Consider the following 23,712-nt stretch of genomic DNA (forward strand, 5'->3'; position numbering starts at 1 on the left):
AAGAGTAGTTGCCACAAATATACGTGCGCTCTGCGTGTTGATAAACGGTTGCTGAGGAGATGAATTGTGTCGTGCTTGTTGTTAATGCTCGGCGCTCTTCAGGCCGGGCCAAGCGGTGGCAATTGGACGCCCGATCGAAAACATATCGATGACCCGCTCTACCGTGTGATCGACCATTTCGTCGATAGAACCCGGCCGTTGATAAAACGCCGGCAGCGGCGGAAAGATCACGCCGCCCATCTCGGTGACCGACGTCATATTGCGTAGATGCGCGAGATTGAACGGCGTTTCGCGCACCATCAGCACGAGCCGGCGGCGCTCTTTCAGCACGACGTCGGCGGCACGAGTAATCAAGTTGTCCGATAAACCCAGCGCAATGCTCGCCAGCGTCTTCATGGAGCAGGGCGCGACGACCATGCCGTCCGTCGCGAATGATCCCGACGCAATGCTCGCGCCGACGTCGCGCACGTTGTGCACGACGTCCGCGAGCGCATGGACGGTGGTTTTATCGAGATCGAGCTCGTGCTGGATGTTCAGCCAGCCTGCACTCGATATCAGCAGATGCGTTTCCACGCCACCAAGGCGGCGCAGCGTTTCGAGCAGCCGGACGCCGTAGACAGAACCCGTCGCGCCGGTGATCGCGACGATCAGCCGTCGCGGCGCGGGAGCGGCGGGAGAAGGACGGTCGGCGGCCAAGCTCGGGTCAGGCTCAGGCGGCAGTAAACAATTGCTGCAATTCGCCCGATTCGTACATTTCCATCATGATGTCCGACCCGCCGATGAACTCACCCTTCACATAAAGCTGCGGGATGGTCGGCCAGTTCGAGAATTCCTTGATGCCCTGGCGCACGCCTTCGTCTTCGAGGACGTTGACCGTCTTGAGCTCGGTCACGCCGCAAGCCTTCAGAACCTGGATGGCGCGGCCGGAGAAACCGCACATCGGGAATTGCGCCGTGCCTTTCATGAACAACACGACCGGTGCTTGATCGACGATTTGCTTGATGCGTTCTTGCGTATCCATGGTCTTTCCTGCGATGCGTTGTAATGCGGGTTGATTTGGGGTCGAGCGGCGCGGGATTTCACACGCCAACGTGGCTGAAATGATAGCGGATTTCTATCGACGCAGCTTGAGCGCGCCCGGAACTCATGCAGCGAACACTCCGCCGCTGGCGCGTTCGATACCGGCGAGATCGCGTTCCGAACGCACGTCGGAGAAGCCGCGCGCGGTCAGCAGCGCGCGAACCTCCGCCGCCTGGTCGTAGCCGTGCTCGAGCCACAGAGAACCGTTCGCGGCGAGAAAAAACGGCGCCGTCTGGATGATCGTGCGGATTGCGCTGAGTCCGTCCGCTTCATCGGTGAGGGCGGTGCGCGGTTCGAAACGCAGATCGCCTTCGGACAGATGGGAATCGTGTTGCGCGATGTAAGGCGGATTGCTCACGATCACCTCGAACCGCAGCGCCGGGTTCAAAGCTTCGGTCCAGTTGCTTTGAAGCAGGTTCAGAGTCCGGTCGCCGCCAAGCAATTTCGATGCATTTCGAGCCGCGACCGCCAGCGCTTCTGCCGATTGATCGACGGCCCAGACCTGAGCATCGGGGCGGGACGACGCAATCGCCACGGCAATCGCGCCGCTGCCCGTGCCGAGATCGAGTACACGTGGCCTTTCGATTCCCTCGATCCTCGTCAGCGCAATCTCAACCAGCAGCTCTGTTTCGGGCCGGGGAATCAGCACATCGGGCGTGACATCGAATGACAACCCGAAAAACTCGCGCGTTCCGACGAGTTGCGCGATCGGTTCACCATTCATACGCCGCTCGGCAAGCGTTTCGAACTGGCCGACACTTTCCGCGGGCAACGCCTCGTCGTCGCGCGTGATCAACTCCGTGCGCCGCCAGCCGAGCACATGCTCAAGCAAGATCCGCGCTTCGAGCGCAGGCAACGTCGATGCACGCAATAACCCGGCGACCGTTGTCATTCCGCGTCGCCCAGCGCGGCCAACAACTCGGCTTGATGCTCGCTGACGAGCGCGGCCACGAGTTCATCGATATCGCCATCCATGATCGCGTCCAGCTTGTAGAGCGTCAGGTTGATCCGATGATCCGTCATCCGCCCTTGCGGGAAGTTGTAGGTCCGAATCCGCTCAGAGCGGTCGCCCGATCCAATCAGACTCTTGCGCGTGGCGGCTTCCTTCGCGTGCTGCTCGTGATACTGCTTGTCCATGATTCGCGCGGCGAGCACCTTCAGCGCCCGGTCCTTGTTCTTGTGCTGCGAGCGGTCGTCCTGGCATTCCACCACGATCCCTGTCGGCAAATGGGTCACCCGCACGGCCGAATCCGTCTTGTTGATGTGCTGGCCGCCCGCGCCCGAAGCGCGGAAGGTATCGATGCGCAAATCCGCGGGATTGATCACCACTTCGCCGATTTCATCGGCTTCGGGCATCACCGCCACCGTGCACGCCGACGTGTGAATGCGCCCTTGCGTTTCGGTCGCCGGAACCCGTTGCACGCGATGCCCGCCCGACTCGAATTTCAGCTTCGAATACACGTTGAGGCCCGCGATCCGCACGATCACTTCCTTGTAGCCGCCAAGATCCGACGCGCTCTCCGACATCATCTCGACCGTCCAGCGATTGCGCTCGGCGTATCGCAGATACATGCGCAGCAGGTCGCCGGCAAACAACGCAGATTCATCGCCGCCGGTGCCCGCGCGGATTTCGATGAAAATATTGCGGTCATCGTTGGGATCTTTCGGCAGCAACATGGCTTGCAGATCACGTTCGATCACCGCCATCCGCTCGCGCGCCTCGCCGATTTCTTCTTCGGCGAAGTCGCGCATGGACGGATCGGCGAGCAATTCCTGGGCGGTCAGTTCGTCGTTGGAAGCCTGGCGCCACAACGCGTATTGCTCGACGACGGGACCGATTTCCGCGTTTTCCTTCGTGATCTTCCGATACTGATCCATATCGGCCGTCACATCTTCGCGGCTCATCAAGTCATTGAGTTCGGCCAGCCGGGTAGTGAGCTGGTCGAGCTTGCTTTGCATGCTCGTTTTCATGGGATGCTGGAGCGAGGCTCCGGGAAGACTGCGTGTCAGGAAAGCGGCCGTAAAAAAACGGCGCTACTGAAGATGAAGAGATGAGATAGGGGCGCTAATTTTCCGTGGGATCGTTCGATCCCGCCGGATGGCCGTGTTTGTAAAGTCCGCCCATCAGATCGATGAGCTGGTCGCGATTCTCATGGCTCGCACGGCTGAGCGCGTGCGTGGGGCCATGGATCAGCTTGTTGGTGAGCGATTGCGACAGCGCTTCGAGCACCGCCGCCGGGTCTTCACCGCGCGCCAGCATCTTGCGCGCACGCTCGACTTCGGCGCGGCGCAGGGCGTCGGCTTGCGTGTGCATGTGACGGATCACGGGCACGATGCTGCGTGCATCGAGCCATTGCATGAAGTTCTGCACGCGTGTGTCGATGATCGATTCCGCCTGCGCCACCGCCGCCTGGCGCGACGCGCTGCCTTCGCGCACGATGGCGCCGAGATCGTCGACGGTGTAGAGGAACACGTCCTGCAGCTCGCCCACTTCCGGTTCAATGTCGCGCGGCACGGCGAGATCGACCATGAAAATCGGCCGGTGACGGCGTGCCTTCACGGCCCGCTCGACCGCGCCCAGCCCGATGATAGGCAGCGTGGACGCTGTACAGGACACGATGATATCGAACTCGTGCATACGCGCGGGGAGTTCGGACAGCGGAATGGAGCGCCCGTTGAAACGATCCGCGAGCTTCTCGCCGCGCTCGGCAGTCCGGTTCGCGACCACGAGTTCACGCGGCTTTTGCGCGGCGAAATGCGTTGCGCACAACTCGATCATTTCGCCGGCGCCGATGAACAGCACGCGCTGTCCGGAAATGTTCTCGAAGATGCGCTGCGCGAGACGCACGGCGGCGGCCGCCATGGAAACGGATTGCGCGCCGATTTCAGTGGTCGTGCGCACTTCCTTGGCGACGGCAAACGTGCGCTGGAACAACTGGTTCAAATACGTTCCAAGCGCGCCGGCTTCCGAAGCCGTGCGCACCGCGTCCTTCATCTGTCCGACGATCTGCGTCTCGCCCAGCACCATGGAATCAAGCCCTGAGGCGACCCGGAACGCGTGCCGCACCGCTTCCGACTGCGGCAACGCGTACACGTGTGGCGCAAGCTCGGAGACGGGCAGGTTGTGGTACTTCGAGAGCCAGTGAACAGCGGCGTCGCGTGCGGCCTTGTCGTTGGTCGCGCAATACAGCTCCGTGCGGTTGCACGTGGAGAGGATCGCGGCTTCCGGCGCCGCCTTGCCCATGGACCCGAGCCACAGGTCCTTCAGCGCGCCGAGGGCCGGCTTGATCTGCTCGACCGGAAACGCCACGCGTTCGCGCAAGGCGACAGGCGCAGTGTGGTGGTTGATACCGATCGCGAGGAGCTGCATGTTGTGGGCCTGAGCTGATGGCCTTTAAAAATGCCTAAGAATTAGCCCGATATTATAGCCTTTCACGAATTTCTTCAGTTCCGGTTAGCGAACCACCCGCGTAACCCATGCCAGACAAGCCTCCAGGCATTTCGCTGGCTTCGATCCGGTCGAGTTGGTAGCCGTAGCCGTAGAGCGGCGTCAGCCTGTATCCGGTCTCCGGGCGAAGATGCAATTTCGAGCGCAGGCGGGACGCATGGGTATCGAGCGTGCGCGACGCCATGTCGCTGCCTCGCGGCCACACCACTTCCATGATGTGTGCCCGGGATACGGCGCGCGACAGGTTCGTGAACAGCAGGCGCGCGAAGCGGAACTCCTTCGGCGTGAGCAGAACCCGCTGATCGGCGAAACTGACGCTCAGTTCGGACGAATTGAAACGATAGTCGCCAAAATGCTCCGCCGCGGGCGTGCGCACCATGCTGCGCCGGGCGAGGACTTCCACGCGGGCGGCGAGTTCGTCGAAACGTACGGGCTTCGACACGCAGTCGTCCGCGCCGGCTTTCAGGCACGCGACCACGTCGGCCTCGTTCTGGCTTGCAGCCATCAACACGATGGGAAGCTGGGGCGCCAGATGCCGCACGCGTTCGATGATTTCCGCGCCGATCATATCGCGCGTTTCATTGGCCGCGATCAGCAGGTCGAACGTGTCGTGCCGCATACGGTCGAGCAGCGCCGGCGGAGTCGGGAAGAAATGGCAGAAATGGCCGTCCAGGACGAGAGTCCGACGGATGAGTGCGGCGTGCTGGACGTCCGCGTCGATGATGGCGATTCGCATGATTTCTTACGCCGCCGCGAGCGTCGAGTGGGGGTGCCGGGCGGCGTGGCGTGCGCTTGCCATCGCCATTCCAGCCCCCTAAACTCAACCGCTGCGCTGCGAGCGCCTTTCCAGACCTTCTAATAACACGGGATTGAAAATGCTAGTTCACCCTTCCGGTTCGACACATAGGTTTAGTCTGAATTCGGCCGGAACGGATTTGTGATGGGGTGGCCTGGCATCGTTTTTCTCGGGCTTGTGGTCGGATTGGCGGGTTGGTGGCTGCATCCCTTGCGCCGCTCGGGCGCAAAACGCGCGGGCGGTTTCTGGCTGGCCCTGGCAGCAGCCATTCTCGGAGCGGTCATTGCGAAAATGCTGGGCAATCTCACCGGCGCTTTTCACGATGGCGATTCGCTCGAGTGGCTGACCTGTGCGCTCATTGCGCTGGCAGCCGTGACCGTCGCGGCTGGACTGGCGGCGCGGCGCTAAAGGCGCTCCACTGAACGCGCGTACTAAATAAATCCTGCAGGTGACCTCATGAACGATCGACTGAATTCCCCCGATGCCCAGACCTTCGCCCGCCGAATCGAGCTGCTGCGAGGCGTCATGGCGCGGGAAGCGCTGGCTGCCGTGCTGGTGCCATCGTCGGATCCGCATATTTCGGAATACTTGCCCGAACGGTGGCAGGCGCGGCAGTGGTTGTCGGGATTCACCGGTTCGGCCGGGACGCTGGTCGTGACGCGCGATTTCGCCGGCGTCTGGGCCGATAGCCGCTACTGGACGCAAGCCGAGGCGCAGCTTGCCGGAACTGGCATCACGCTCGTGAAGATGATGGCCGGCCAGCAGTCCGCGCCGCACATCGACTGGCTTGCCGAGAATGTCGCGGCGGGCGACACGGTTTCCGTGGATGGCACCGTGCTCGGCGTGGCCGCCGCGCGTACGCTCAAAGACGCGCTGACCGCGCGCGGGATCGTGCTGCGCACGGATCTCGATCTGCTCGATGTCGTCTGGCCGGAACGGCCGGGCCTGCCACCGGATAGTGTTTACGAGCATGCCGCGCCTCAGGCGAATGTCACGCGCGCGGATAAATTAGCCGATGTTCGCCGCGTGATGCGCGAGAAAGGCGCGCAATGGCATTTCATTTCCACGCTCGACGACCTCGCGTGGCTCTTCAACCTGCGCGGCTCGGATGTCACCTACAACCCTGTGTTCGTCGCGCATGCGTTGATTGGGCTCGACGACGCGGCAGTGTTCGTCGGTGATGGAAAAATCCCCGCCGAACTGAGAGCGTCGTTGCTGAAAGACAACGTATATGTCGAGCCATATGCCAAGACCGGTTACGCCCTTGCCGCGTTGCCGGCCGGTTCCGCGTTGCTCGTCGATCCGCGCCGCGTCACGTTCGGTTCGCTGGAAAAAGTGCCGGCGAAGGTAAAGATCGTTGAATCGGTGAATCCGTCGACGTTCGCCAAATCACGCAAAACTCCCGCCGATGCCGCCAACATTCGCGCGACCATGGAGCAGGACGGCGCAGCGCTCGCCGAATTCTTCGCGTGGTTCGAAGATGCGCTCGGGCGCGAGACGATCACGGAATTGACCATCGATGAAAAACTGACGGCCGCGCGCGCTCGCCGGCCGGGTTTTGTCACGCTGAGTTTTGCGACCATCGCAGGGTTCAACGCGAACGGCGCGATGCCGCATTACCGCGCCACCGACGACTCGCATTCGGTGATCGAAGGCAATGGTTTGTTGCTGATCGATTCGGGCGGCCAGTATCTGAGCGGTACGACGGACATCACGCGCGTGGTGCCCATCGGCACGATTACGGCCGAGCACAAACGCGATTTCACGGTCGTGCTGAAGGGGACGATCGCGTTGTCACGCGCGCGCTTTCCGCGCGGCATCCGTTCGCCGATGCTCGACGCCATCGCCCGTGCGCCCATCTGGGAAGCGGGCGCGGACTACGGACATGGAACGGGGCATGGCGTGGGCTACTTCCTGAACGTGCACGAAGGCCCGCAGGTCATCTCGCACTACGCGCCGGCCGAGCCTTTCACGGCGATGGAAGAGGGCATGATCACATCCATCGAACCGGGGCTTTATCGGCCGGGGAAATGGGGCATTCGCATCGAGAATCTCGTGATGAACGAAGCCGCCGGGAAGACGGAATTCGGCGATTTCCTCAAGTTCGAGACGCTGACCTTGTGCCCGATCGATACCCGCTGTATCGACCTGACCTTGCTGCGCGACGACGAACGCGCGTGGCTCAACGATTATCACGCGACGGTTCTCGAACGCGTTTCGCCGCATGTTTCGGGCGCGGCGAAAACGTGGCTCGAGAAACGCACGCAGGCAATCTGAAAACGGAGCGATAAACGCATGGCGATCAAGGCAGTGGTGTTCGATTTCGGCGGCGTGCTGATCGACTGGAATCCCGAGTATGTGTACAGCCGCCTGATCCCGGACGCGGCCGAGCGGCGCTGGTTCATGGACAACGTCGTGCACATGGACTGGGTGTTGCAACAGGACGCGGGGCAGACCATCGCCGATGGCAACGCCGAATTGATCGCGAAATTTCCCGAGCACGAAGCGCTGATCCGCGCGTTTTATGAACGCTGGCAGGAGATGGTGGCGGGCGTGCTGGAAGATGGCGTCGCGCTGGTCGACAAGCTCGAAGCGGCGGGTATTCCGCTGTTCGGGCTGACCAACTGGTCGGCCGAAACCTTCCCGTGGGCCTGGGAACGTTTTCCCGTGCTGCAGCGTTTTCGCGAAGTGGTTGTATCGGGACGCGTGCTGGTCGCCAAACCCGATCCAGCGATTTTTGCGTTGATGTGGAAGGAAATCGACCGGCATTTTCCAGGTATCGAACCGCAGGAAGTCGTTTTTATCGACGATAACGCCAAGAACATCGCGGCCGCGAACGCGCTCGGCTGGAACGCCGTGCATCACACGAATGCAGAGCAAACCGAAGCGCGTTTGCGAGCGCTCGGCTTGCCAGTCTGATTACTTCGAGAACAGATTCTTCAGCGCGTCACCAATGCTCTTGACCACGCCGCCGGCGTTCTTGGCGGCGCCTTCCGCGTTCACGCCAAGTGCTTTCGCGAACCCGACGGCAAGTTTCTTCGTCAGGCTTTCATTGAGTGAAAACTTCGGATCGCGAAGGTTTCCATCGAGTTCGAAATCGAGCTTGATCTGGTCGTGATTCTTCAGCGCGGCGATCGCGATTTTCGTGGGGATGGAGAGGAACGTGTCGAGCGGGTTCCCGTTATCCGACAACTGCAAGTGATTCAGCAACACGGTTCCTGGTGCATGGATCGTGTAGTTTTGTACGGTGGCGTCGAGCGTGAGATCGATCGTGCCGCCGGCGACCGTCGTGCGCGCGCCAGCCTTTTTCATCAAATACGGATCGAGCGTGGCGATATCGACGTTGCGCAGCGTCGTGTGGGTTTGCGAATCCTTGTTCGCGATCTTCATCCAGCCATTGAACGCAACCGTACCCGTGTGCGACGGTCCCTTGATCGAGCCCGTCATGTCGAGCTTGGTCGGATCGGTCAGCGCGGGAAGATGCAAATTGTCGACGGTTGCGCGCGCGTTCGAGATCAGGATCCGATACGGCGGTTGCTGTACGGATTGATCAAAGAATTCCATGGCGCCGCGTTCGAACGAGACGTGATCGATCAACCGCTCTTCACGCGCATGGTCGGCGGCTTCGGTTGAGCTGGCTTGCGCTTCGCGCGTGGATTGCTTGAGATTGGGAAGCAGGTCGACACGGCCATCGGGGAAACGCGCCACCGAGAGATAAAAGCCATCCACCGTGATGTTTCGCAGATGCAGCGTGCTGGTCAACACGGAGCGCATGTCGACATGAATTGTCACGCGTTCGGCGCGCATGGCGTCGTCCGTTGGCCAGCCTTGCGGACCACGCAAACGCACGCGGCTCAGCGTGATCCGGGAATAACCAACATCCACGTCCTCCACCGATCCGAGCGGCCCGAGCGCTTCAACCACTCGGGCCTTCATCTCGTGCATGACGTACAACCAGCCGCCGCCTGCCGCGAGCAACAGAACCACGACCACCGCGCCCGCCCACAGCATCAAGCGCTGCGCCTTCGAACCCGCCATCCCGATGTCTCCAAATCAAGCCGCGCGCGGGCGGCGAGCCGATGTGTTGTTGGTCGTTATCGTCAATACGCCGCTTTTAGCGGACGATCGGCTTGTAGCGCAGGCGCTTCGGCTTTGCGGCTTCATCGCCGAGACGATTGCGCTTGTCGGCTTCGTACTCTTGATAATTGCCATCGAAGAACGTCACTTGCGAATCCCCTTCGAACGCGATGATGTGCGTCGCGATCCGATCCAGGAACCAGCGATCATGCGAGATCACCAGCACCGATCCCGCGAATTCCAGCAACGCGTCTTCCAGCGCGCGCAGCGTTTCGACGTCCAAGTCGTTCGACGGTTCGTCCAGCAACAACACGTTGCCGCCCTCGATCAGCGTCTTCGCCAGATGCAACCGGCCGCGCTCACCGCCTGACAGCGCGCCGACCGTCTTCTGCTGGTCGCCGCCCTTGAAGTTGAACCGGCCGATATACGCCCGCGACGGCGTTTCATACTTGCCCACGGTCAGCACATCAGCGCCGCCCGAGATCTCTTCGAACACCGTCTTGTTGCCATTGAGCGCGTCGCGGCTTTGATCCACATAAGCCAGCTTCACGGTCGGCCCCGTCACGATCTCGCCCGAGTCCGGCTGCTCCTTACCCGTCAGCATGCGGAACAACGTCGACTTCCCTGCGCCATTTGGCCCGATTATTCCGACAATCGCGCCCGCCGGGATCTTCATGTTGAGGTTATCGATCAACAAACGGTCGCCGTACGCCTTGCTGACGTTCTTGAACTCGATCACTTCATTGCCCAGACGATCGCCGACCGGGATGAAGATTTCCTGCGTTTCATTGCGCTTCTGGTATTCCTGGCTGTTGAGTTCCTCGAATCGCGCGATACGCGCCTTCGATTTCGCCTGACGTCCCTTCGGGTTCTGACGGACCCATTCCAGTTCCTTCTTCAGCGCTTTCTGACGCGCCGATTCCGACGATTCTTCCTGTTTCAGCCGATCCTGTTTCTGGTCGAGCCAACTGCTGTAATTGCCTTTCCACGGGATGCCGTGGCCGCGGTCGAGTTCGAGAATCCATTCGGCGGCGTTATCGAGGAAATAGCGATCGTGGGTCACGGCCACGACCGTGCCCGGATAACGTGTCAGGAATTGCTCGAGCCAGTCGACCGATTCGGCGTCGAGGTGGTTGGTCGGTTCGTCGAGCAGAAGCATGTCAGGCTTTTGCAGCAGCAATTTGCACAGCGCGACGCGGCGCTTTTCGCCGCCCGACAAGTGTTCGATCTTCGCGTCCCACGCGGGCAGGCGCAGCGCGTCGGCGGCGACTTCGAGCTGTTGCTCGGGCGTGCCGCCATCGCTTGTGGCGAGGATGGCTTCGTATTTGGCTTGCTCGGCGGCGAGGGCGTCGAAATCGGCGTCGGGTTCGGCGTAGGCCGCGTAGATTTCGTCGAGCTTTTTCTGGGCGGTGAAGACATCGCCGAGGCCGTCTTCAACCGCTTCGCGCACGGTTTGCTCGGGATCGAGTTGCGGTTCCTGAGGCAAATAGCCGATGTTCAGGTTCGGCATCGGCGTGGCTTCGCCTTCGATTTCCTTGTCGACGCCGGCCATGATGCGGATCAGCGTCGATTTGCCCGAGCCGTTCAGGCCGAGGAGGCCAATCTTGGCGCCCGGAAAGAAAGACAGCGAGATGTCCTTCAGGATCTGGCGTTTCGGCGGCACGATCTTGCCGACGCGGTTCATGGTGAAGACGTATTGGGCCATTTGCGGATTCGGTTGTCTTGAGGTTTTCGGGGTTTGCTATTCGAAGTGGCTTCGGCTGGCGGTGGCTGGTGTTTCAGGCCACTGCGGCGAAGCGCCTCGATTCAGTACGCGATGATGCGTGTTCCCGGACAGCAGGAACGTGCCGACATTGTACTTCGACGGGTAGGGGCGGTCGGCGTGGCGTCCCGAGATTCAGCGCCAGGTTGCGACGCCGCCGTGGCGGGAGCACGTTCCGCTGCGATGGCGGCTGAAACTCCAGGTGCCGTCGCGGCATTGGGCTGTTGCGCCATCGGGGATTGCGCCCGATCGGGAATGCGCCGGGGAATGAACGATTTGACCGTCGTGGTTGCGGTAGGACTGGTGGTTATCGAGGTCGGATTCGTTCGGGGTGGAGTAGGCGTAGGCGTGGGCCGTCGAGCAATTCAGGGCGAGGAGGGCGGTGAGGAGGAGCGGGGTGATGCGGCGGAGGGAAACTTCAGTCATTCTCTTTTTGTTATTTTGAGGTGCGCCGGTAAGCCGCGCGGACCGATTTTGGATCCGCGCGCTGGATAGGAATCCAGGAGACGCTGTTCGATCAACTCGGCCCGGCGGGTCTGAACAGCGAAATAAGTCTGTGCGAACGCGATTTCCTGCTTTTTCGGATCACCGTTCTGAGCGACCAGATAACAGGCGTATCGAGTAAGCATCATGTCTTCGACTTCACGCTGGCTGCCAGAGCCGAGCTCGACCATTTTCCCGACGTCGGGAAAATGGTCGGCCGAAGCGTGTCCGGACGATTCGCAGGCAATTTTCGCCTTGTTGACGACCTTGACGAAATTTTCCCATTTGGCATAGCCCAGCAGGGTTTGAAGGTCGCGTGCGAGCCAGAATTCAACGCCGTTCTCTGTGCGTTGAGCATGTGCTTCGAAATGTTCGGTCAGCGAATAAATCAGTTCGGTTTTCAAGGCGGCGTCCGGGACAGGCGTGCACCGGTCGCTAGCATCCGGCCAGACATGCACTAAACGTAAAAAAGCGGAATCCCTTTATCAAGGACTCCGCTTTTAATGACAAGCTTGCGAGACGAAATATGACGTTTGCCGCGTCTGATTACTTCGTAGCGGCTTACACGTTAAACAAGAAATTCATCACATCGCCGTCGTGGACCACATATTCCTTCCCTTCGGCCCGCATCTTCCCGGCTTCCTTCGCGCCTTGTTCGCCTTTGAACGCGATGAAGTCATCGAACGCAATCGTCTGTGCGCGAATGAAGCCGCGCTCGAAGTCCGTGTGGATTGCGCCGGCGGCCTGAGGCGCCGTATCGCCGATATGAATCGTCCACGCCCGCACTTCCTTCACGCCCGCCGTGAAATACGTCTGTAGTCCGAGCAGCTTGTAACCCGCGCGAATCACGCGATCCAGACCCGGCTCGTCCATGCCGATATCGGCGAGAAATTCCTGCTTGTCGGCATCGTCGAGATCCGCAATTTCCGCTTCGATCGCCGCGCACACCGCCACCACCGGCGCCTTCTCGGCTTCCGCGTACTTGCGCACCGCGTCCAGGTGCGGATTGTTCTCGAAGCCGTCGTCCTTCACGTTCGCCACGTACATGGTCGGCTTGGCCGTGATCAGGCACAGCGGCTTGATCAGCAGGAGTTCGTCTTCGCTCAGATCAAGGCCGCGCACGGGCTTTGCCTGATCGAGCTGCGCCTGGATCTTTTCGAGCAAGGGCACGAGCTTCGCCGCTTCCTTGTCGTTGCCGGAGCGCGCCGATTTTGCATATCGATGATGCGCCTTCTCCACCGTCGCCAGATCCGCCAGCGCCAGTTCGGTATTGATAACTTCGATATCCGCCAGCGGGTCGATCTTGTTCGCGACGTGAATCACGTTCTCGTCTTCGAAACAGCGCACGACGTGCGTGATGGCATCGGTTTCGCGAATGTTCGCGAGAAACTTGTTGCCCAGGCCTTCGCCCTTGCTCGCGCCGGCCACGAGGCCCGCGATATCGACGAATTCAACAATGGCCGGGACCACGCGCTCCGGCTTGACGATGTCGGAAAGCCCGGCAAGACGTGGATCGGGTACTTCGACCACACCGACGTTCGGCTCGATCGTGCAGAACGGATAGTTTTCGGCGGCGATGCCGGCCTTGGTCAGTGCATTGAACAGTGTGGACTTGCCGACGTTGGGCAAGCCGACGATGCCGCATTGGAGGCTCATGGGATCCTTCGAACTGGTGAAACGGCGTGCGCCGCGCGGGTCAACGCTGCATTTCGCTGTGCAGCGGGCGGCCACGTCTTGCGGGCCGGACAAACCCATATTGTACCGCTGTGGCCTGGTACGCTGGGCGCGCGGGGATCGGCTGCCGAAACGCCGTGTACGCATCAAATCCCCAAATACCCCCGCGGCTATAATGCCCGCATGACTTTCCACTCTCGAAATTTCCACGCGGTCGTGGTCGGCGGCGGCCTGGTTGGCAAAACGGCGGCGCTCGCGCTGACGCAATCCGGCTTGCGCACGGCATTGCTCGCAACGCCCGCCGCACCGCCGCCGGCCCCCGGCAGCTTCGATTCGCGTATCTACGCGCTGTCGTCGAGTTCGCAGGCGCTGCTCGAGCGCTTGCGCGTCTGGCAGGCGCTGGACCGCGAAAAGCTCGGGCCGGTGCTGGACATGCGTGTTTTCGGCGATGCCTTCGCCGAACTGCATTTCTCCGCGTTTCAGGCCGCCGTGCCGCAACTGGCGTGGATCGCGGAATCGTCGGTGATTGAACGGTCGCTCGATGCCGCGCTGCGTTTCCAGCCGAACCTCACGTGGATCGATTCGCGCGCCCAAGGCCTCGTGATTCACGACGACGCCGCGCATCTCACGCTTGCCAATGGCGACACCCTCGAGGCCGATCTCGTGGTCGGTGCCGACGGCGCGCATTCCTGGGTGCGGGCGCAGACGGGCGCGAAGATGCATCGAAGGGAATATCGGCAGACGGGTGTGGTCGCAAATTTCAAGTGCGAGAAACCGCACGCCGAAACTGCGTACCAATGGTTTCGCGACGGCGAAATCATCGCGTTGCTGCCGTTGCCAGGCGATTACGTATCGCTCGTGTGGTCCGCCAAAGCCGATCACGCTGATTCCCTCCTGAAACTCGATCCCGAGCAACTCGCGGCGGAAGTCGAAAAAGCCACGCAAAACATGCTCGGGACGCTGGAATGCGTGACGCCCGCGCAGGGTTTCCCGCTGGCGCTGCAAACCGTCGATCGTTTGATCGGACCGCGTGTGGCGCTGGTCGGCGACGCGGCGCATCTGATTCACCCGCTTGCAGGCCAAGGCATGAACCTCGGTTTGCGCGATGTCGCCGCGCTCGCCGAAACGCTCGCCGGCAAGGAAGCGTTCCGCTCGGCAGGCGACCCGGTTTTACTTCGCCGATACGAACGCGCCCGCCGTGAGGACATCCAGAAACTGACCATCGCGTGCGATGGCCTGCAAAGACTCTTTGCCGTGCCCGGCACGCTCGCCCGTGCGGTGCGCAACACCGGCATGGCGCTCGTGGGCGCGCAGCCGCAGGTCAAGCGCTGGCTCGTCTCCGCAGCGCTTGGTTAAGACCTACTCACCTATTCTGCATCACAGGAATTCGAATGAAAATTACTCTTCGCCGCGCTCTGGTCGCCGCCGCCACGCTGGCAGCGGTGTTTGGCATCGGCATTGCGGCCCAGGCCGATCAAACCACCGACAAGATCAAGTCCACGCTGCAATCGCGAATCGGCGACGCGGATATCAAGAGCGTGCAGAAGTCGCCGGTTCCGGGCTTGTACGAAGTGAACCTCGGTGCGCAGATCGTCTACACGGACGCGACCGGCAATTATTTGCTGATGGGCGATCTCGTCGATACCCGCACGCGCACGAACCTCACCGAAGCGCGTCTGGCGGAAACGAACAAGATCGACTTTGCGAAGCTGCCGTTCGAAAACGCGGTGAAGGTCGTGAAGGGCACGGGCGCGCGCAAGATCGCAGTGTTTTCGGACCCGAATTGCCCGTATTGCAAGCAGCTTGAAACCACGCTGAAATCCGTCGATAACGTCACCGTCTACACCTTCCTGTACCCGGTTTTATCGCCGGATTCGACTTCGAAATCCAAGTCGATCTGGTGCTCGAAGGATCGCTCGAACGCATGGGAAGGCTGGATGCTCGACCACAACGCGCCGACCGCGTCGGCAAGTTGCGACACGACGGCCATCGATAAAAACCTGAAGCTCGGCCAGTCCATGAACGTCACCGGCACGCCCACGGTTTTCCTCGCCGATGGACGCCGCTTGCCCGGCGCCGTGCCGGCCGACCGGCTGGAAAAGGAATTGTCGGCGGTTCGCTAACTTAGCGACCGATACACGACGAAGGAGGCGCGCGATGCGCCTCTTTTCGCTTTCAAACGGGCATCCCACGCCGGCCTTGCCGGCGACAAGAAAAAAGGACCTCGAAGCATGAACGCCATCCGCTACACCATCGTTCCGAAAAATCCCGCCGCGCATTTGTTCGAAGTGACGCTGACCGTCGCGCAACCCGATCCGGCCGGTCAACGCTTCGTGTTGCCCGTGTGGATTCCGGGCAGCTACATGATCCGCGAGTTCGCGCGCAATATCGTGACGCTGCAGGCGTTCAACGCGGCGGGACGGAAGATCGCCATCGATAAAACCGATAAACATGCGTGGCAAACCGCACCGCACGACGGCCCGATCACGCTGCGCTACGAGGTCTACGGCTGGGATTTGTCGGTGCGCGCCGCGCATCTGGATGACACCATCGGTTTCTTCAACGGCACGAGCGTGTTTCTGGCGGTGGAAGGGCAGGCGGACGCGCCGTGCATCGTGGATATTCAAAAGCCGTCGGGCGCGTCGTACGCGAGCTGGCGCGTGGCGACGGCCTTGCCCGAAGCGCGCGGCACGAAGCGTTATGGCTTCGGCGCGTACGAAGCGCCGAATTACGATGCGCTGATCGATCATCCCGTGACGCTCGGCGAATTCGCGCTCGGTTCCTTCGATGCCCACGGCGCGAAGCACGACATCGTGATTTCGGGCCGCGTGACCGCGCTCGATATGCGCCGTCTCGAAGCCGATCTCAAGCGCATCTGCGAGTCGCAGATCGCGCTGTTCGAACCGCGCACGAAGAAGGCGCCCGTCGATCGCTATGTGTTCATGACCGTTGCAGTCGGCGATGGTTACGGCGGGCTGGAACATCGTGCGTCGACAGCGCTGATCTGCAATCGCTCGGACCTGCCCGTCACCGGACGGCCGGAGATGACGGAGGGATACAAGACGTATCTTGGCTTGTGCAGCCACGAATATTTCCACACGTGGAACGTGAAGCGCATCAAACCGGCCGCATTCGCGCCGTACGATTTATCTCAGGAAAACTACACGTCGCTGCTTTGGTTGTTCGAAGGGTTCACGTCTTACTACGACGACCTGATGCTCGTGCGCAGCGGTTCGATCAGCGCAAGCGACTATTTCGCGCTGCTCGGCAAAACGATCGGCGGCGTGCTGCGCGGCTCCGGACGGCTGAAGCAAACCGTTGCAGAAAGCTCGTTCGATGCGTGGGTCAAATATTATCGGCAGGACGAAAACGCGGCGAACGCCATCGTCAGCTATTACCAGAAGGGCTCGCTCGTCGCGCTCGCTTTCGATCTGTCCATTCGCGCGCAAACCGCAGGCAAGAAGTCGCTGGACGACGTCATGCGCCTTTTGTGGCAACGCTACGGCCGCGATTTTTACAACGGCCGAGCGCGTGGCATCCAAGAGAACGAAGTTGAAGCGCTATTCGCCGAAGCCACCGGTGCCGATCTGAAAAAGCTCTTTCGCGATGGCGTGCACGGCACGCGCGATCTGCCGCTGGAGACGTTGCTGGAACCGTTCGGCATCAAGCTCGCCGCCGATATCGCAACGAATGGCACAGCCGGTAAACCGTCACTTGGCGCGCGCGTTCGTGGCGGCGCGGATTGCGTGCTCGCGGCCGTTCACGAGAACAGCGCGGCGCAGAAGGCGGGGTTATCGGCGGGAGACGTGCTGGTTGCAATCGATGGCTTGCGCGTCACCGGATCGAATCTCGATTCGCTGCTTTCGCGCTACTTGCCCGGCTCGAAAGTCGAAGTCCACGCATTCCGCCGCGACGAACTGCGCGTGACGCATGTCAAACTCGATGCCCCGGACGTGTCGCGTTACGTGCTTTCCACCGCCGATTCCAGCGGTCAGACGAAGCAATGGCGGGAACGCTGGCTGAAAGGTTGACGTCGCGATAGCGGAAGAAAGGCGGATTGTTCTACCAGTGCAACGATCCGTCTTGAGTGCGCAGCTTTTTCCCAATCGTTAAAAAACGAAGAATGCGTCCTGTCAGAGCGTTTTCGCGCTCACACTCAACAAGAGACAGGAATCATCATGACGACCATTCTTCAAATCAATTCCGCTGCCCGCTCGCAAGGCGCTCAATCCACGCTGCTCGCCGATGAAGTGTCGGCCAAGCTGCTTCAATCGCACGCTGGCGCGAAGCTGGTGGTTCGCAATCTTCTCGCCGATAACCTCCCGCATCTGGACGACGCCACGCTGGGCGCGTTCTTCACGCCCGCCGATGCGCGCACCCCCGAACAAAATGTGATTCACGCGAAAAGCGAAGCACTGATCGCCGAGCTGCAAGCGGCCGATATCGTTGTGATCGCAGCGCCGATGTACAACTTCGGCATTTCTTCGCAATTGAAGGCGTACTTCGACTGGATCGCGCGCGCCGGCATCACGTTCAAGTATGGCGCGAACGGCGCTGAAGGCCTCGTGACGGGCAAGAAGGTGATCGTCGTGACGGCGCGTGGCGGCAAGTACAGCGGCACGCCGCACGACTCGCAAACGCCTTATCTGAAGTCGTTCCTTGGTTTCCTCGGCATGACGGATGTCAGCTTCGTGTTTGCCGAAGGCCTGGCAATGGGTCCGGACGCGGCTGGCGCCGCATTGGCGACGGCGCGCGATTCGATCGCTGCGCTTTAAGTTGCTTCAGGTTTGAGAAAAGCCCGCCGTGTCTTGCGTGACATGAGCGGGCTTTTTGTCGTTTTCAGTTTGGCAAATCGGGTAGACGCCAGTCGATGGCGCGCCGTCCATGCTCTTCCAGATAAGCATTCGCGGAAGCAAAATGCCCGCATCCCAGGAACCCGCGATGCGCCGATAAGGGCGAAGGATGCGGCGCTTCCAGCACGCAGTGCGCCTTTCCAGCCGCAACGGCAGACGCAATCAGCGCGCGTTTCGCCTGCGCATGCGCGCCCCAAAGCATGAACACGAGGTGCTCATGCCGCATCGCCAGTTCGTGAATCAGCGTGTCGGTGCAATGTTCCCAGCCGCGTTTGGCGTGGCTGCCGGCTTTATCGCGTTCAACGGTCAGCGACGTGTTCAGCAACAACACGCCTTGCTCTGCCCATCTATCGAGACAACCGTGATTCGGCGCGGCAAATCCGAGGCTCGCATTGATTTCCTTGAAGATGTTGCGCAACGACGGCGGCGGCCTAACCGGCGCCGGCACCGAGAACGCCAGGCCATGCGCCTGCGGCGCGCCGCGATCTTCGCCGTGATACGGATCTTGTCCGAGGATCACGACTTTGACATCGGCGGGGCTGGTCAGGCGCAACGCACGGAAGACATCGGTGGGATAAACGATCTTGCCGGCGGCGCGCTCGTTGTCGACGAACGCGCACAACGCGGCGTAATGCGGACTATCTATGAACGCCTTCAAATGCTTGCGCCAATCAGCCGGCAACGCGCCGAACTGGCTTTCCAATGACGTGAACGGATGGTCTTTCGAAGCGCCTTCAGCCTCAAATAACGACGCCTGGCTCATTTCACGCCACCGTTCGAACCTTCAGCTTTCGGTTCGCACAGATCGTAGCCGCGCCGCGCCTTGCTTGCATCTTCAGGCTGGAGATAAAGAAACGCACCGCGCATTTGTGCAGCGAGATTCGTCATTCCGGCTTCGTCGCCGGATTTCAGTTCCAGTTCGAGTTCGCTGATGGGCGTGGTGCGGCGTTCGCCATCGATGTCCGTGGTCACTTCGCCAAGATCGAGCGCTGCCTCGATTGTCGCGCCGTCGATATCGACATTCCAGATCACGCGGTCAAAGTCGGTGCGGAAAAGGGGGGTGAGCTCCGGCGCGGCGTCGCGCAGTGCGTTGTGGGCGTGTTCGTCATCGCAAATTTCAAGCAGCTTGTCTATTTCCAGCGCTTCGCCCGCGACCGGCATTTCCCATTCGTGCCGGTTGTGCATGCCGCCACTCGACTCGCCCGCTGTCTTGTACGTCTGGAGCCACTGACCCGGTGCGCCCCGCAGGCGCAGTGCACTTTTCGCTTTGGCGAGCACGCGGTCAGCGGTATCGAAATAGACGTTTGTCAGATGGATCTTGTGGCCTTCCTGGGCCGTGCGCTTCGTCAGATCCCGAGCGATCTCTTCGTGGTTCGATGTAGGCAGCGCCAGCTTGATCTCGCGTTCAATACTCAAAATAAACTCCGTGCAACAGCGTCAGAAGAACATTCGCGCAAGTTCGGCGCCGGGGTCATCGGCGCGCATGAACGCCTCGCCGACCAGGAACGTTTGCACGTCCATCGCGCGAAGCCGCTCGACGTCCGTGCGCGACAGGATTCCGGATTCCGTCACCACAATGCGCTCGTCCGGCACCATTTCCAGCATGCCGATGGTTGTTTCTATCGACGTCTGGAACGTGCGGAGGTTCCGGTTGTTGATGCCGATAAGCGGAGTTTTCAGCGTCAGCGCCTGTACGAGTTCGTCCTGATCGTGGACTTCGACCAGCACCGCGAGCCCCAGCGAATGCGCGTAGGCTTCGAGGTCGCGCATGTGTTCCGGCTGAAGCGCGGCGGCGATCAGCAGGATGCAATCGGCGCCCATCGCACGTGCTTCCAGGATCTGATACGTATCGACAATGAAGTCCTTGCGCAGGACCGGCAAGCTGCACGCGGCGCGCGCTTCTTCGAGATACGCGACGCTGCCCTTGAAGAACTGGACGTCGGTCAGCACCGACAAACACGCGGCGCCGCCCCGTTCGTACGACTTGGCGATATCGGCGGGGACGAAGTTTTCGCGCAGCACGCCCTTCGACGGACTCGCTTTTTTCACCTCCGCGATCACCGCCGCTTTTCCCTCGCCGTGCTTCGCGCGCAATGCGCCGACGAAGTCGCGCGAGTCTTTCGTGCTCGCCTGCAAACGCAATTCTTCGATAGAAACGCTTTCCTGCGCGACCCGGATTTCGTCGCGTTTGACCTGGATGATGCGATCGAGAATGTCACTCATGTCTGGTTCCGTTATTTGGCGAATTGCTGCGTGAAGCGCACGAGTTCATCGACTTTTTCGCGCGCCTGACCGCTCGCGATCACTTCTTTCGCGAGCCGCATGCCGTCTTCAATCGATTCCGCCACGTTCGCGGCGTAGAGCGCCGTTCCCGCGTTCAGCGTGATGATTTCGCGCGCGACGCACGGCTTGTTGTTGAGCGCGCCGAGCAGCATGGTCTTCGATTCCTGCGCGTCGGCCACTTTGAGCGTTCGGTTCGACACCATCTGCAAGCCGAAATCTTCCGGATGAATCTCGTATTCGCGGACTTCGCCGTTGCGCAGTTCGCCGACAACCGTCGCCGCTCCAAGCGAAACCTCGTCCATGCCGTCCTTGCCGTACACCACCAGCACGTGCTTGGCGCCGAGACGTTGCATGACGCGAACCTGAATACCGACCAGATCTTCGTGAAACACGCCCATTAGCTGATTCGGCGCGCCGGCCGGATTCGTCAGCGGCCCGAGAATGTTGAAGATGGTCCGGACGCCGAGTTCACGACGCACCGCCGCGATGTTCTTCATGGCCGGATGATGGTTCGGCGCGAACATGAAACCCATGCCCGTTTCGGCGATGGATTGCGCCACGTGTTCCGGCTGCAAGTCGATATTCACGCCGAGCGCCTCGAGCACGTCTGCGCTGCCTGACTTACTCGATACCCCGCGATTCCCGTGCTTCGCAACCTTCGCGCCGGCGGCCGCCGTGACAAACATGGTGGCCGTCGAGATGTTGAAGGTATGCGAACCGTCGCCGCCCGTGCCGACGATATCCACGAGGTTGTCGCTGTCCGGCACGGTTACGTGATTGGCGAATTCGCGCATGACGGTTGCCGCCGCCGCGATCTCGCCGATGGTTTCCTTCTTCACGCGCAAACCCGTGATGATCGCGGCGGACATCACCGGCGACATCTCGCCGCGCATGATCATGCGCATCAGATGGAGCATTTCATCGTGAAAAATCTCACGATGCTCAATGGTCCGTTGCAGCGCTTCCTGAGCCGTAATAGTCATGTTCTGATCCCGGTTCACGCGCGTTCGCCTTGTTTTGCGTTCTTGACGAAGTTTTCGAGCAGCGCGTGGCCGTGCTCGGACAAGATCGATTCCGGATGGAACTGGACGCCTTCAACCGCGAGTTCCTTATGACGCACGCCCATGATTTCGCCATCGGGCGTCCACGCCGATACTTCCAGGCAATCCGGCAGCGACTCGCGCTCGATCGCGAGCGAGTGATAACGCGTCACGCTGAAATGTTTCGGCAAGTCGGAAAACACACCACGGCAATCGGTTTCGATGGTGCTGACCTTGCCGTGCATGATGGTTTGCGCGCGGACCACGCGTCCGCCAAACGCCTCGCCGATGGCCTGATGGCCAAGGCACACGCCAAGAATCGGAATCTGTCCGGAAAATTCGCGTAGCACGTCGAGCGTGATGCCCGCATGTTGCGGATTGCTCGGCCCCGGCGAAAGGCAAATCCGCTCGGGATTGAGCGTCGCGATTTCGTCGAGGGTAATTTCGTCGTTACGGAACGTCCGCACGTCTTCGCCCAGTTCGCCAAAATACTGAACCAGGTTATAGGTGAACGAATCGTAGTTGTCGATCATCAGCAGCATGGTCTTTCTCCGGATCAGAAGTCGCTATCGAGGCCGTCTTGCACTTGCTCGGCGGCGCGCAAAACTGCACGCGCCTTGTTCTCCGTTTCCTGCCATTCGGACTCGGGAACCGAATCCGCGACCACGCCGGCGGCGGCCTGCACATACAAATTGCCCTTGTGAATCAGACCGGTGCGAATCGCGATGGCCAGATCCATTTCGCCCGTGAACGACAAGTAACCGCAAGCGCCGCCGTACAGGCCGCGTTTGACCGGCTCCAGTTCGTCGATGATTTCCATTGCCCGCACTTTCGGCGCGCCAGAAAGCGTGCCAGCGGGGAAGGTCGCGCGCAGCACGTCGAAGTTCGTCGTGCCGGGTTTGAGCTTGCCTTCCACCGAACTCACGATATGTTGAACGTGCGAATACTTTTCGATGGCCAATTTGTCCGTCACGACCACCGATCCCGTTTGCGCAATCCGGCCGACGTCGTTGCGCGCCAGATCGATCAGCATCACGTGCTCGGCAACTTCCTTCGGATCGTTCAGCAATTCGGTGGCGAGTTCGGCGTCGCGCTCGGGCGTATTGCCGCGCGGCCGGGTGCCGGCGAGGGGACGAATGGTGACGATGCGTTCATCGCCACGTTTTTCCTGGCGCACGAGAATTTCCGGCGATGCCCCGACCACATGAAATTCGCCGCCGAAGTTGTAGTAATACATATAAGGCGACGGATTCAGCGACCGCAACGCGCGATACAGCGAAAGCGGGTTATCGCGGAACGGCTTCACGAGGCGCTGGCCGACCTGAACCTGCATCAATTCGCCCGCCGCGATGTATTCCTTCGCTTTGCGTACCGCGTTCAGGTAATCCTCTTTCGCAAACTCACGATACGTCTCCGTGCGAACACTCGCCGATGTCACCGGCGGCTGCACGGTCGTACGCAAGCGCGCGCGCAATTCGCGCAGGCGCTGCTTGGCTTTCGTGTAAGCCTCGGGCACCGTCGGATCGGCGTAGACAATCAGGTACAGCTTGCCGGCGAGGTTATCGATAACCGCCATTTCCTCGGTCAGCAACAACTGAATGTCGGGCAGGCCGAGATCGTCGCGCGGCGCGGTGTGCGCGAGCTTTTTCTCGATATAACGCACGGCGTCGTAGCCGAAATACCCGGCCAGGCCGCCGCAAAAGCGCGGCAATCCCGGGCGTTGCGCGATCTTGAACCGCTTCTGGAATGTTTCGATAAACGTCAGCGGATCAACTTCGCTCGTCTCGATGACCTGCCCATCCTTCAGCACTTCCGACACGCCGTTCTGCACACGGATCATCGTGCGCGCCGGCAAACCGATAAACGAATACCGGCCAAAGCGCTCGCCGCCCACCACGGATTCCAGCAGGAACGAGTTGGCGCCATTGCGCTCGGTTTGAGCGAGTTTGAGGTAAAGCGAAAGCGGCGTTTCGAGGTCGGCGAGCGCCTCGGCGATCATCGGAATGCGGTTGAAACCTTCATTCGCCAGCGATTGGAATTCGAGTTCTGTCATGTTCTGATCCTTTGCGTGTCGCTTGGTGGTTTTGCGACATCGAGCACTTACTGGGCGCTGCGGAAATTCCCGCGCGGCGCGATACCCGTCTGGATTTGTGCGTCGGCCGAGGCTTCACGCGCTGCAAGTCCGATTATCAGGGCTTAGAGCCACTCACGGAATT

Annotated in this window: 24 protein-coding genes; 7 read left to right on the forward strand and 17 right to left on the reverse strand. The window is 60.8% G+C overall.

Annotated features, from left to right (window positions below; all coding sequences use genetic code 11):
• Window positions 1–81 precede the first annotated feature (81 nt).
• From HB633_RS29655 to HB633_RS29680, 6 genes are all read right to left on the reverse strand, one after another.
• Complete coding sequence (locus HB633_RS29655; RefSeq protein ID WP_213781690.1) at window positions 82–696, reverse strand: UbiX family flavin prenyltransferase; 615 nt, start codon at window positions 694–696, stop codon at window positions 82–84.
• 13 nt (window positions 697–709) lie between these two features.
• Window positions 710–1,021, reverse strand: coding sequence for a Grx4 family monothiol glutaredoxin (grxD, locus tag HB633_RS29660; protein ID WP_213781691.1), 312 nt, complete (start codon window positions 1,019–1,021; stop codon window positions 710–712).
• Window positions 1,022–1,144: 123 nt separating this feature from the next.
• Window positions 1,145–1,972, reverse strand: a complete 828-nt coding sequence (prmC, locus tag HB633_RS29665) for a peptide chain release factor N(5)-glutamine methyltransferase (protein ID WP_213781692.1) — start codon at window positions 1,970–1,972, stop codon at window positions 1,145–1,147.
• On the reverse strand, window positions 1,969–3,051 hold the full coding sequence (gene prfA, locus HB633_RS29670; protein ID WP_213781693.1) for a peptide chain release factor 1: 1,083 nt from the start codon (window positions 3,049–3,051) through the stop codon (window positions 1,969–1,971). The genes prmC and prfA overlap by 4 nt, the downstream gene beginning before the upstream one ends.
• Window positions 3,052–3,145: 94 nt before the next feature.
• Entirely contained in the window at window positions 3,146–4,450 is a 1,305-nt protein-coding gene (gene hemA, locus HB633_RS29675) for a glutamyl-tRNA reductase (protein ID WP_213781694.1), read from the reverse strand.
• Window positions 4,451–4,502: 52 nt separating this feature from the next.
• Complete coding sequence (locus HB633_RS29680; protein WP_213781695.1) at window positions 4,503–5,264, reverse strand: response regulator transcription factor; 762 nt, start codon at window positions 5,262–5,264, stop codon at window positions 4,503–4,505.
• Between the two features lie 204 nt (window positions 5,265–5,468).
• Between HB633_RS29680 and HB633_RS29685 the strand changes: the two genes are divergently transcribed.
• From HB633_RS29685 to HB633_RS29695, 3 genes are read left to right on the forward strand one after another with little or no spacing between them, the layout of a single operon-like run.
• Window positions 5,469–5,732 (forward strand): hypothetical protein, encoded by a 264-nt coding sequence (locus HB633_RS29685; protein ID WP_213781696.1) that lies wholly within the window; start codon window positions 5,469–5,471, stop codon window positions 5,730–5,732.
• 48 nt (window positions 5,733–5,780) lie between these two features.
• A complete protein-coding gene (locus HB633_RS29690) occupies window positions 5,781–7,601 on the forward strand; it encodes an aminopeptidase P family protein (RefSeq protein ID WP_213781697.1) in 1,821 nt (606 codons plus the stop codon).
• 18 nt (window positions 7,602–7,619) lie between these two features.
• On the forward strand, window positions 7,620–8,243 hold the full coding sequence (locus HB633_RS29695; protein WP_213781698.1) for an HAD family phosphatase: 624 nt from the start codon (window positions 7,620–7,622) through the stop codon (window positions 8,241–8,243).
• On the opposite strand, the gene HB633_RS29700 is transcribed toward HB633_RS29695, so the two are convergent.
• The 5 genes from HB633_RS29700 to ychF form a co-directional block, all read right to left on the reverse strand.
• The gene (locus tag HB633_RS29700; RefSeq protein ID WP_213781699.1) at window positions 8,244–9,362 is read right to left on the reverse strand and encodes a DUF748 domain-containing protein; all 1,119 of its coding nucleotides are present in this window, start codon (window positions 9,360–9,362) and stop codon (window positions 8,244–8,246) included.
• 76 nt (window positions 9,363–9,438) lie between these two features.
• On the reverse strand, window positions 9,439–11,106 hold the full coding sequence (gene ettA, locus HB633_RS29705) for an energy-dependent translational throttle protein EttA (protein ID WP_213781700.1): 1,668 nt from the start codon (window positions 11,104–11,106) through the stop codon (window positions 9,439–9,441).
• A gap of 192 nt (window positions 11,107–11,298) precedes the next feature.
• The gene (locus HB633_RS29710; protein ID WP_213781701.1) at window positions 11,299–11,589 is read right to left on the reverse strand and encodes a DUF3761 domain-containing protein; all 291 of its coding nucleotides are present in this window, start codon (window positions 11,587–11,589) and stop codon (window positions 11,299–11,301) included.
• Window positions 11,586–12,050 carry a BRO family protein gene (locus HB633_RS29715; RefSeq protein ID WP_213781702.1) on the reverse strand — a complete coding sequence of 155 codons (465 nt, stop codon included), beginning with the start codon at window positions 12,048–12,050 and terminating at the stop codon, window positions 11,586–11,588. The genes HB633_RS29710 and HB633_RS29715 overlap by 4 nt, the downstream gene beginning before the upstream one ends.
• Before the next feature lie 157 nt (window positions 12,051–12,207).
• Window positions 12,208–13,302 (reverse strand): redox-regulated ATPase YchF, encoded by a 1,095-nt coding sequence (gene ychF, locus HB633_RS29720; protein WP_213781703.1) that lies wholly within the window; start codon window positions 13,300–13,302, stop codon window positions 12,208–12,210.
• 201 nt (window positions 13,303–13,503) lie between these two features.
• Here ychF and HB633_RS29725 point away from each other — a divergent pair, with 201 nt between their 5' ends.
• The 4 genes from HB633_RS29725 (at window position 13,504) to HB633_RS29740 (ending at window position 18,095) form a co-directional block, all read left to right on the forward strand.
• A complete protein-coding gene (locus HB633_RS29725; RefSeq protein ID WP_213781704.1) occupies window positions 13,504–14,676 on the forward strand; it encodes a UbiH/UbiF family hydroxylase in 1,173 nt (390 codons plus the stop codon).
• A gap of 35 nt (window positions 14,677–14,711) precedes the next feature.
• On the forward strand, window positions 14,712–15,443 hold the full coding sequence (locus HB633_RS29730) for a DsbC family protein (protein WP_213781705.1): 732 nt from the start codon (window positions 14,712–14,714) through the stop codon (window positions 15,441–15,443).
• Between the two features lie 108 nt (window positions 15,444–15,551).
• Entirely contained in the window at window positions 15,552–17,351 is a 1,800-nt protein-coding gene (locus HB633_RS29735) for a PDZ domain-containing protein (protein ID WP_213781706.1), read from the forward strand.
• A 147-nt stretch (window positions 17,352–17,498) separates the two neighbouring features.
• Window positions 17,499–18,095, forward strand: coding sequence for an NAD(P)H-dependent oxidoreductase (locus HB633_RS29740; protein WP_213781707.1), 597 nt, complete (start codon window positions 17,499–17,501; stop codon window positions 18,093–18,095).
• Window positions 18,096–18,159: 64 nt separating this feature from the next.
• Here HB633_RS29740 and HB633_RS29745 read toward each other — a convergent pair whose 3' ends face one another.
• The 6 genes from HB633_RS29745 to trpE are packed head-to-tail and all read right to left on the reverse strand — an operon-like array spanning window position 18,160 to window position 23,549.
• Complete coding sequence (locus HB633_RS29745) at window positions 18,160–18,936, reverse strand: uracil-DNA glycosylase (RefSeq protein ID WP_213781708.1); 777 nt, start codon at window positions 18,934–18,936, stop codon at window positions 18,160–18,162.
• Window positions 18,933–19,589, reverse strand: coding sequence for a CYTH domain-containing protein (locus HB633_RS29750; RefSeq protein WP_213781709.1), 657 nt, complete (start codon window positions 19,587–19,589; stop codon window positions 18,933–18,935). Before HB633_RS29750 ends, HB633_RS29745 begins: the two co-directional genes overlap by 4 nt.
• Before the next feature lie 21 nt (window positions 19,590–19,610).
• Entirely contained in the window at window positions 19,611–20,396 is a 786-nt protein-coding gene (gene trpC / locus HB633_RS29755; protein ID WP_213781710.1) for an indole-3-glycerol phosphate synthase TrpC, read from the reverse strand.
• Between the two features lie 11 nt (window positions 20,397–20,407).
• Complete coding sequence (gene trpD / locus HB633_RS29760) at window positions 20,408–21,439, reverse strand: anthranilate phosphoribosyltransferase (RefSeq protein WP_213781711.1); 1,032 nt, start codon at window positions 21,437–21,439, stop codon at window positions 20,408–20,410.
• A gap of 14 nt (window positions 21,440–21,453) precedes the next feature.
• Window positions 21,454–22,038: an aminodeoxychorismate/anthranilate synthase component II gene (locus tag HB633_RS29765; RefSeq protein ID WP_213781712.1), complete on the reverse strand. Its 585-nt coding sequence runs from the start codon at window positions 22,036–22,038 to the stop codon at window positions 21,454–21,456.
• A gap of 14 nt (window positions 22,039–22,052) precedes the next feature.
• Window positions 22,053–23,549 (reverse strand): anthranilate synthase component I, encoded by a 1,497-nt coding sequence (gene trpE, locus HB633_RS29770; protein ID WP_213781713.1) that lies wholly within the window; start codon window positions 23,547–23,549, stop codon window positions 22,053–22,055.
• Window positions 23,550–23,712: the final 163 nt, after the last annotated feature.

The sequence above is a fragment of the Caballeronia sp. dw_276 genome (genome assembly GCF_018449635.1).
In the GTDB taxonomy this organism is placed as follows: Bacteria; Pseudomonadota; Gammaproteobacteria; order Burkholderiales; family Burkholderiaceae; genus Caballeronia.

Bases quoted from the DNA above. Each gene is read 5' to 3' on its own strand.
- grxD (WP_213781691.1), bottom strand. From the start codon at position 1,021: ATGGATACGCAAGAACGCATCAAGCAAATCGTCGATCAAGCACCGGTC.
- prmC (WP_213781692.1), bottom strand. From the start codon at position 1,972: ATGACAACGGTCGCCGGGTTATTGCGTGCATCGACGTTGCCTGCGCTC.
- prfA (WP_213781693.1), bottom strand. From the start codon at position 3,051: ATGAAAACGAGCATGCAAAGCAAGCTCGACCAGCTCACTACCCGGCTG.
- hemA (WP_213781694.1), bottom strand. From the start codon at position 4,450: ATGCAGCTCCTCGCGATCGGTATCAACCACCACACTGCGCCTGTCGCC.
- HB633_RS29680 (WP_213781695.1), bottom strand. From the start codon at position 5,264: ATGCGAATCGCCATCATCGACGCGGACGTCCAGCACGCCGCACTCATC.
- HB633_RS29685 (WP_213781696.1), top strand. From the start codon at position 5,469: ATGGGGTGGCCTGGCATCGTTTTTCTCGGGCTTGTGGTCGGATTGGCG.
- HB633_RS29690 (WP_213781697.1), top strand. From the start codon at position 5,781: ATGAACGATCGACTGAATTCCCCCGATGCCCAGACCTTCGCCCGCCGA.
- HB633_RS29695 (WP_213781698.1), top strand. From the start codon at position 7,620: ATGGCGATCAAGGCAGTGGTGTTCGATTTCGGCGGCGTGCTGATCGAC.
- HB633_RS29700 (WP_213781699.1), bottom strand. From the start codon at position 9,362: ATGGCGGGTTCGAAGGCGCAGCGCTTGATGCTGTGGGCGGGCGCGGTG.
- ettA (WP_213781700.1), bottom strand. From the start codon at position 11,106: ATGGCCCAATACGTCTTCACCATGAACCGCGTCGGCAAGATCGTGCCG.
- HB633_RS29710 (WP_213781701.1), bottom strand. From the start codon at position 11,589: ATGACTGAAGTTTCCCTCCGCCGCATCACCCCGCTCCTCCTCACCGCC.
- ychF (WP_213781703.1), bottom strand. From the start codon at position 13,302: ATGAGCCTCCAATGCGGCATCGTCGGCTTGCCCAACGTCGGCAAGTCC.
- HB633_RS29725 (WP_213781704.1), top strand. From the start codon at position 13,504: ATGACTTTCCACTCTCGAAATTTCCACGCGGTCGTGGTCGGCGGCGGC.
- HB633_RS29730 (WP_213781705.1), top strand. From the start codon at position 14,712: ATGAAAATTACTCTTCGCCGCGCTCTGGTCGCCGCCGCCACGCTGGCA.
- HB633_RS29735 (WP_213781706.1), top strand. From the start codon at position 15,552: ATGAACGCCATCCGCTACACCATCGTTCCGAAAAATCCCGCCGCGCAT.
- HB633_RS29740 (WP_213781707.1), top strand. From the start codon at position 17,499: ATGACGACCATTCTTCAAATCAATTCCGCTGCCCGCTCGCAAGGCGCT.
- HB633_RS29745 (WP_213781708.1), bottom strand. From the start codon at position 18,936: ATGAGCCAGGCGTCGTTATTTGAGGCTGAAGGCGCTTCGAAAGACCAT.
- trpC (WP_213781710.1), bottom strand. From the start codon at position 20,396: ATGAGTGACATTCTCGATCGCATCATCCAGGTCAAACGCGACGAAATC.
- trpD (WP_213781711.1), bottom strand. From the start codon at position 21,439: ATGACTATTACGGCTCAGGAAGCGCTGCAACGGACCATTGAGCATCGT.
- HB633_RS29765 (WP_213781712.1), bottom strand. From the start codon at position 22,038: ATGCTGCTGATGATCGACAACTACGATTCGTTCACCTATAACCTGGTT.
- trpE (WP_213781713.1), bottom strand. From the start codon at position 23,549: ATGACAGAACTCGAATTCCAATCGCTGGCGAATGAAGGTTTCAACCGC.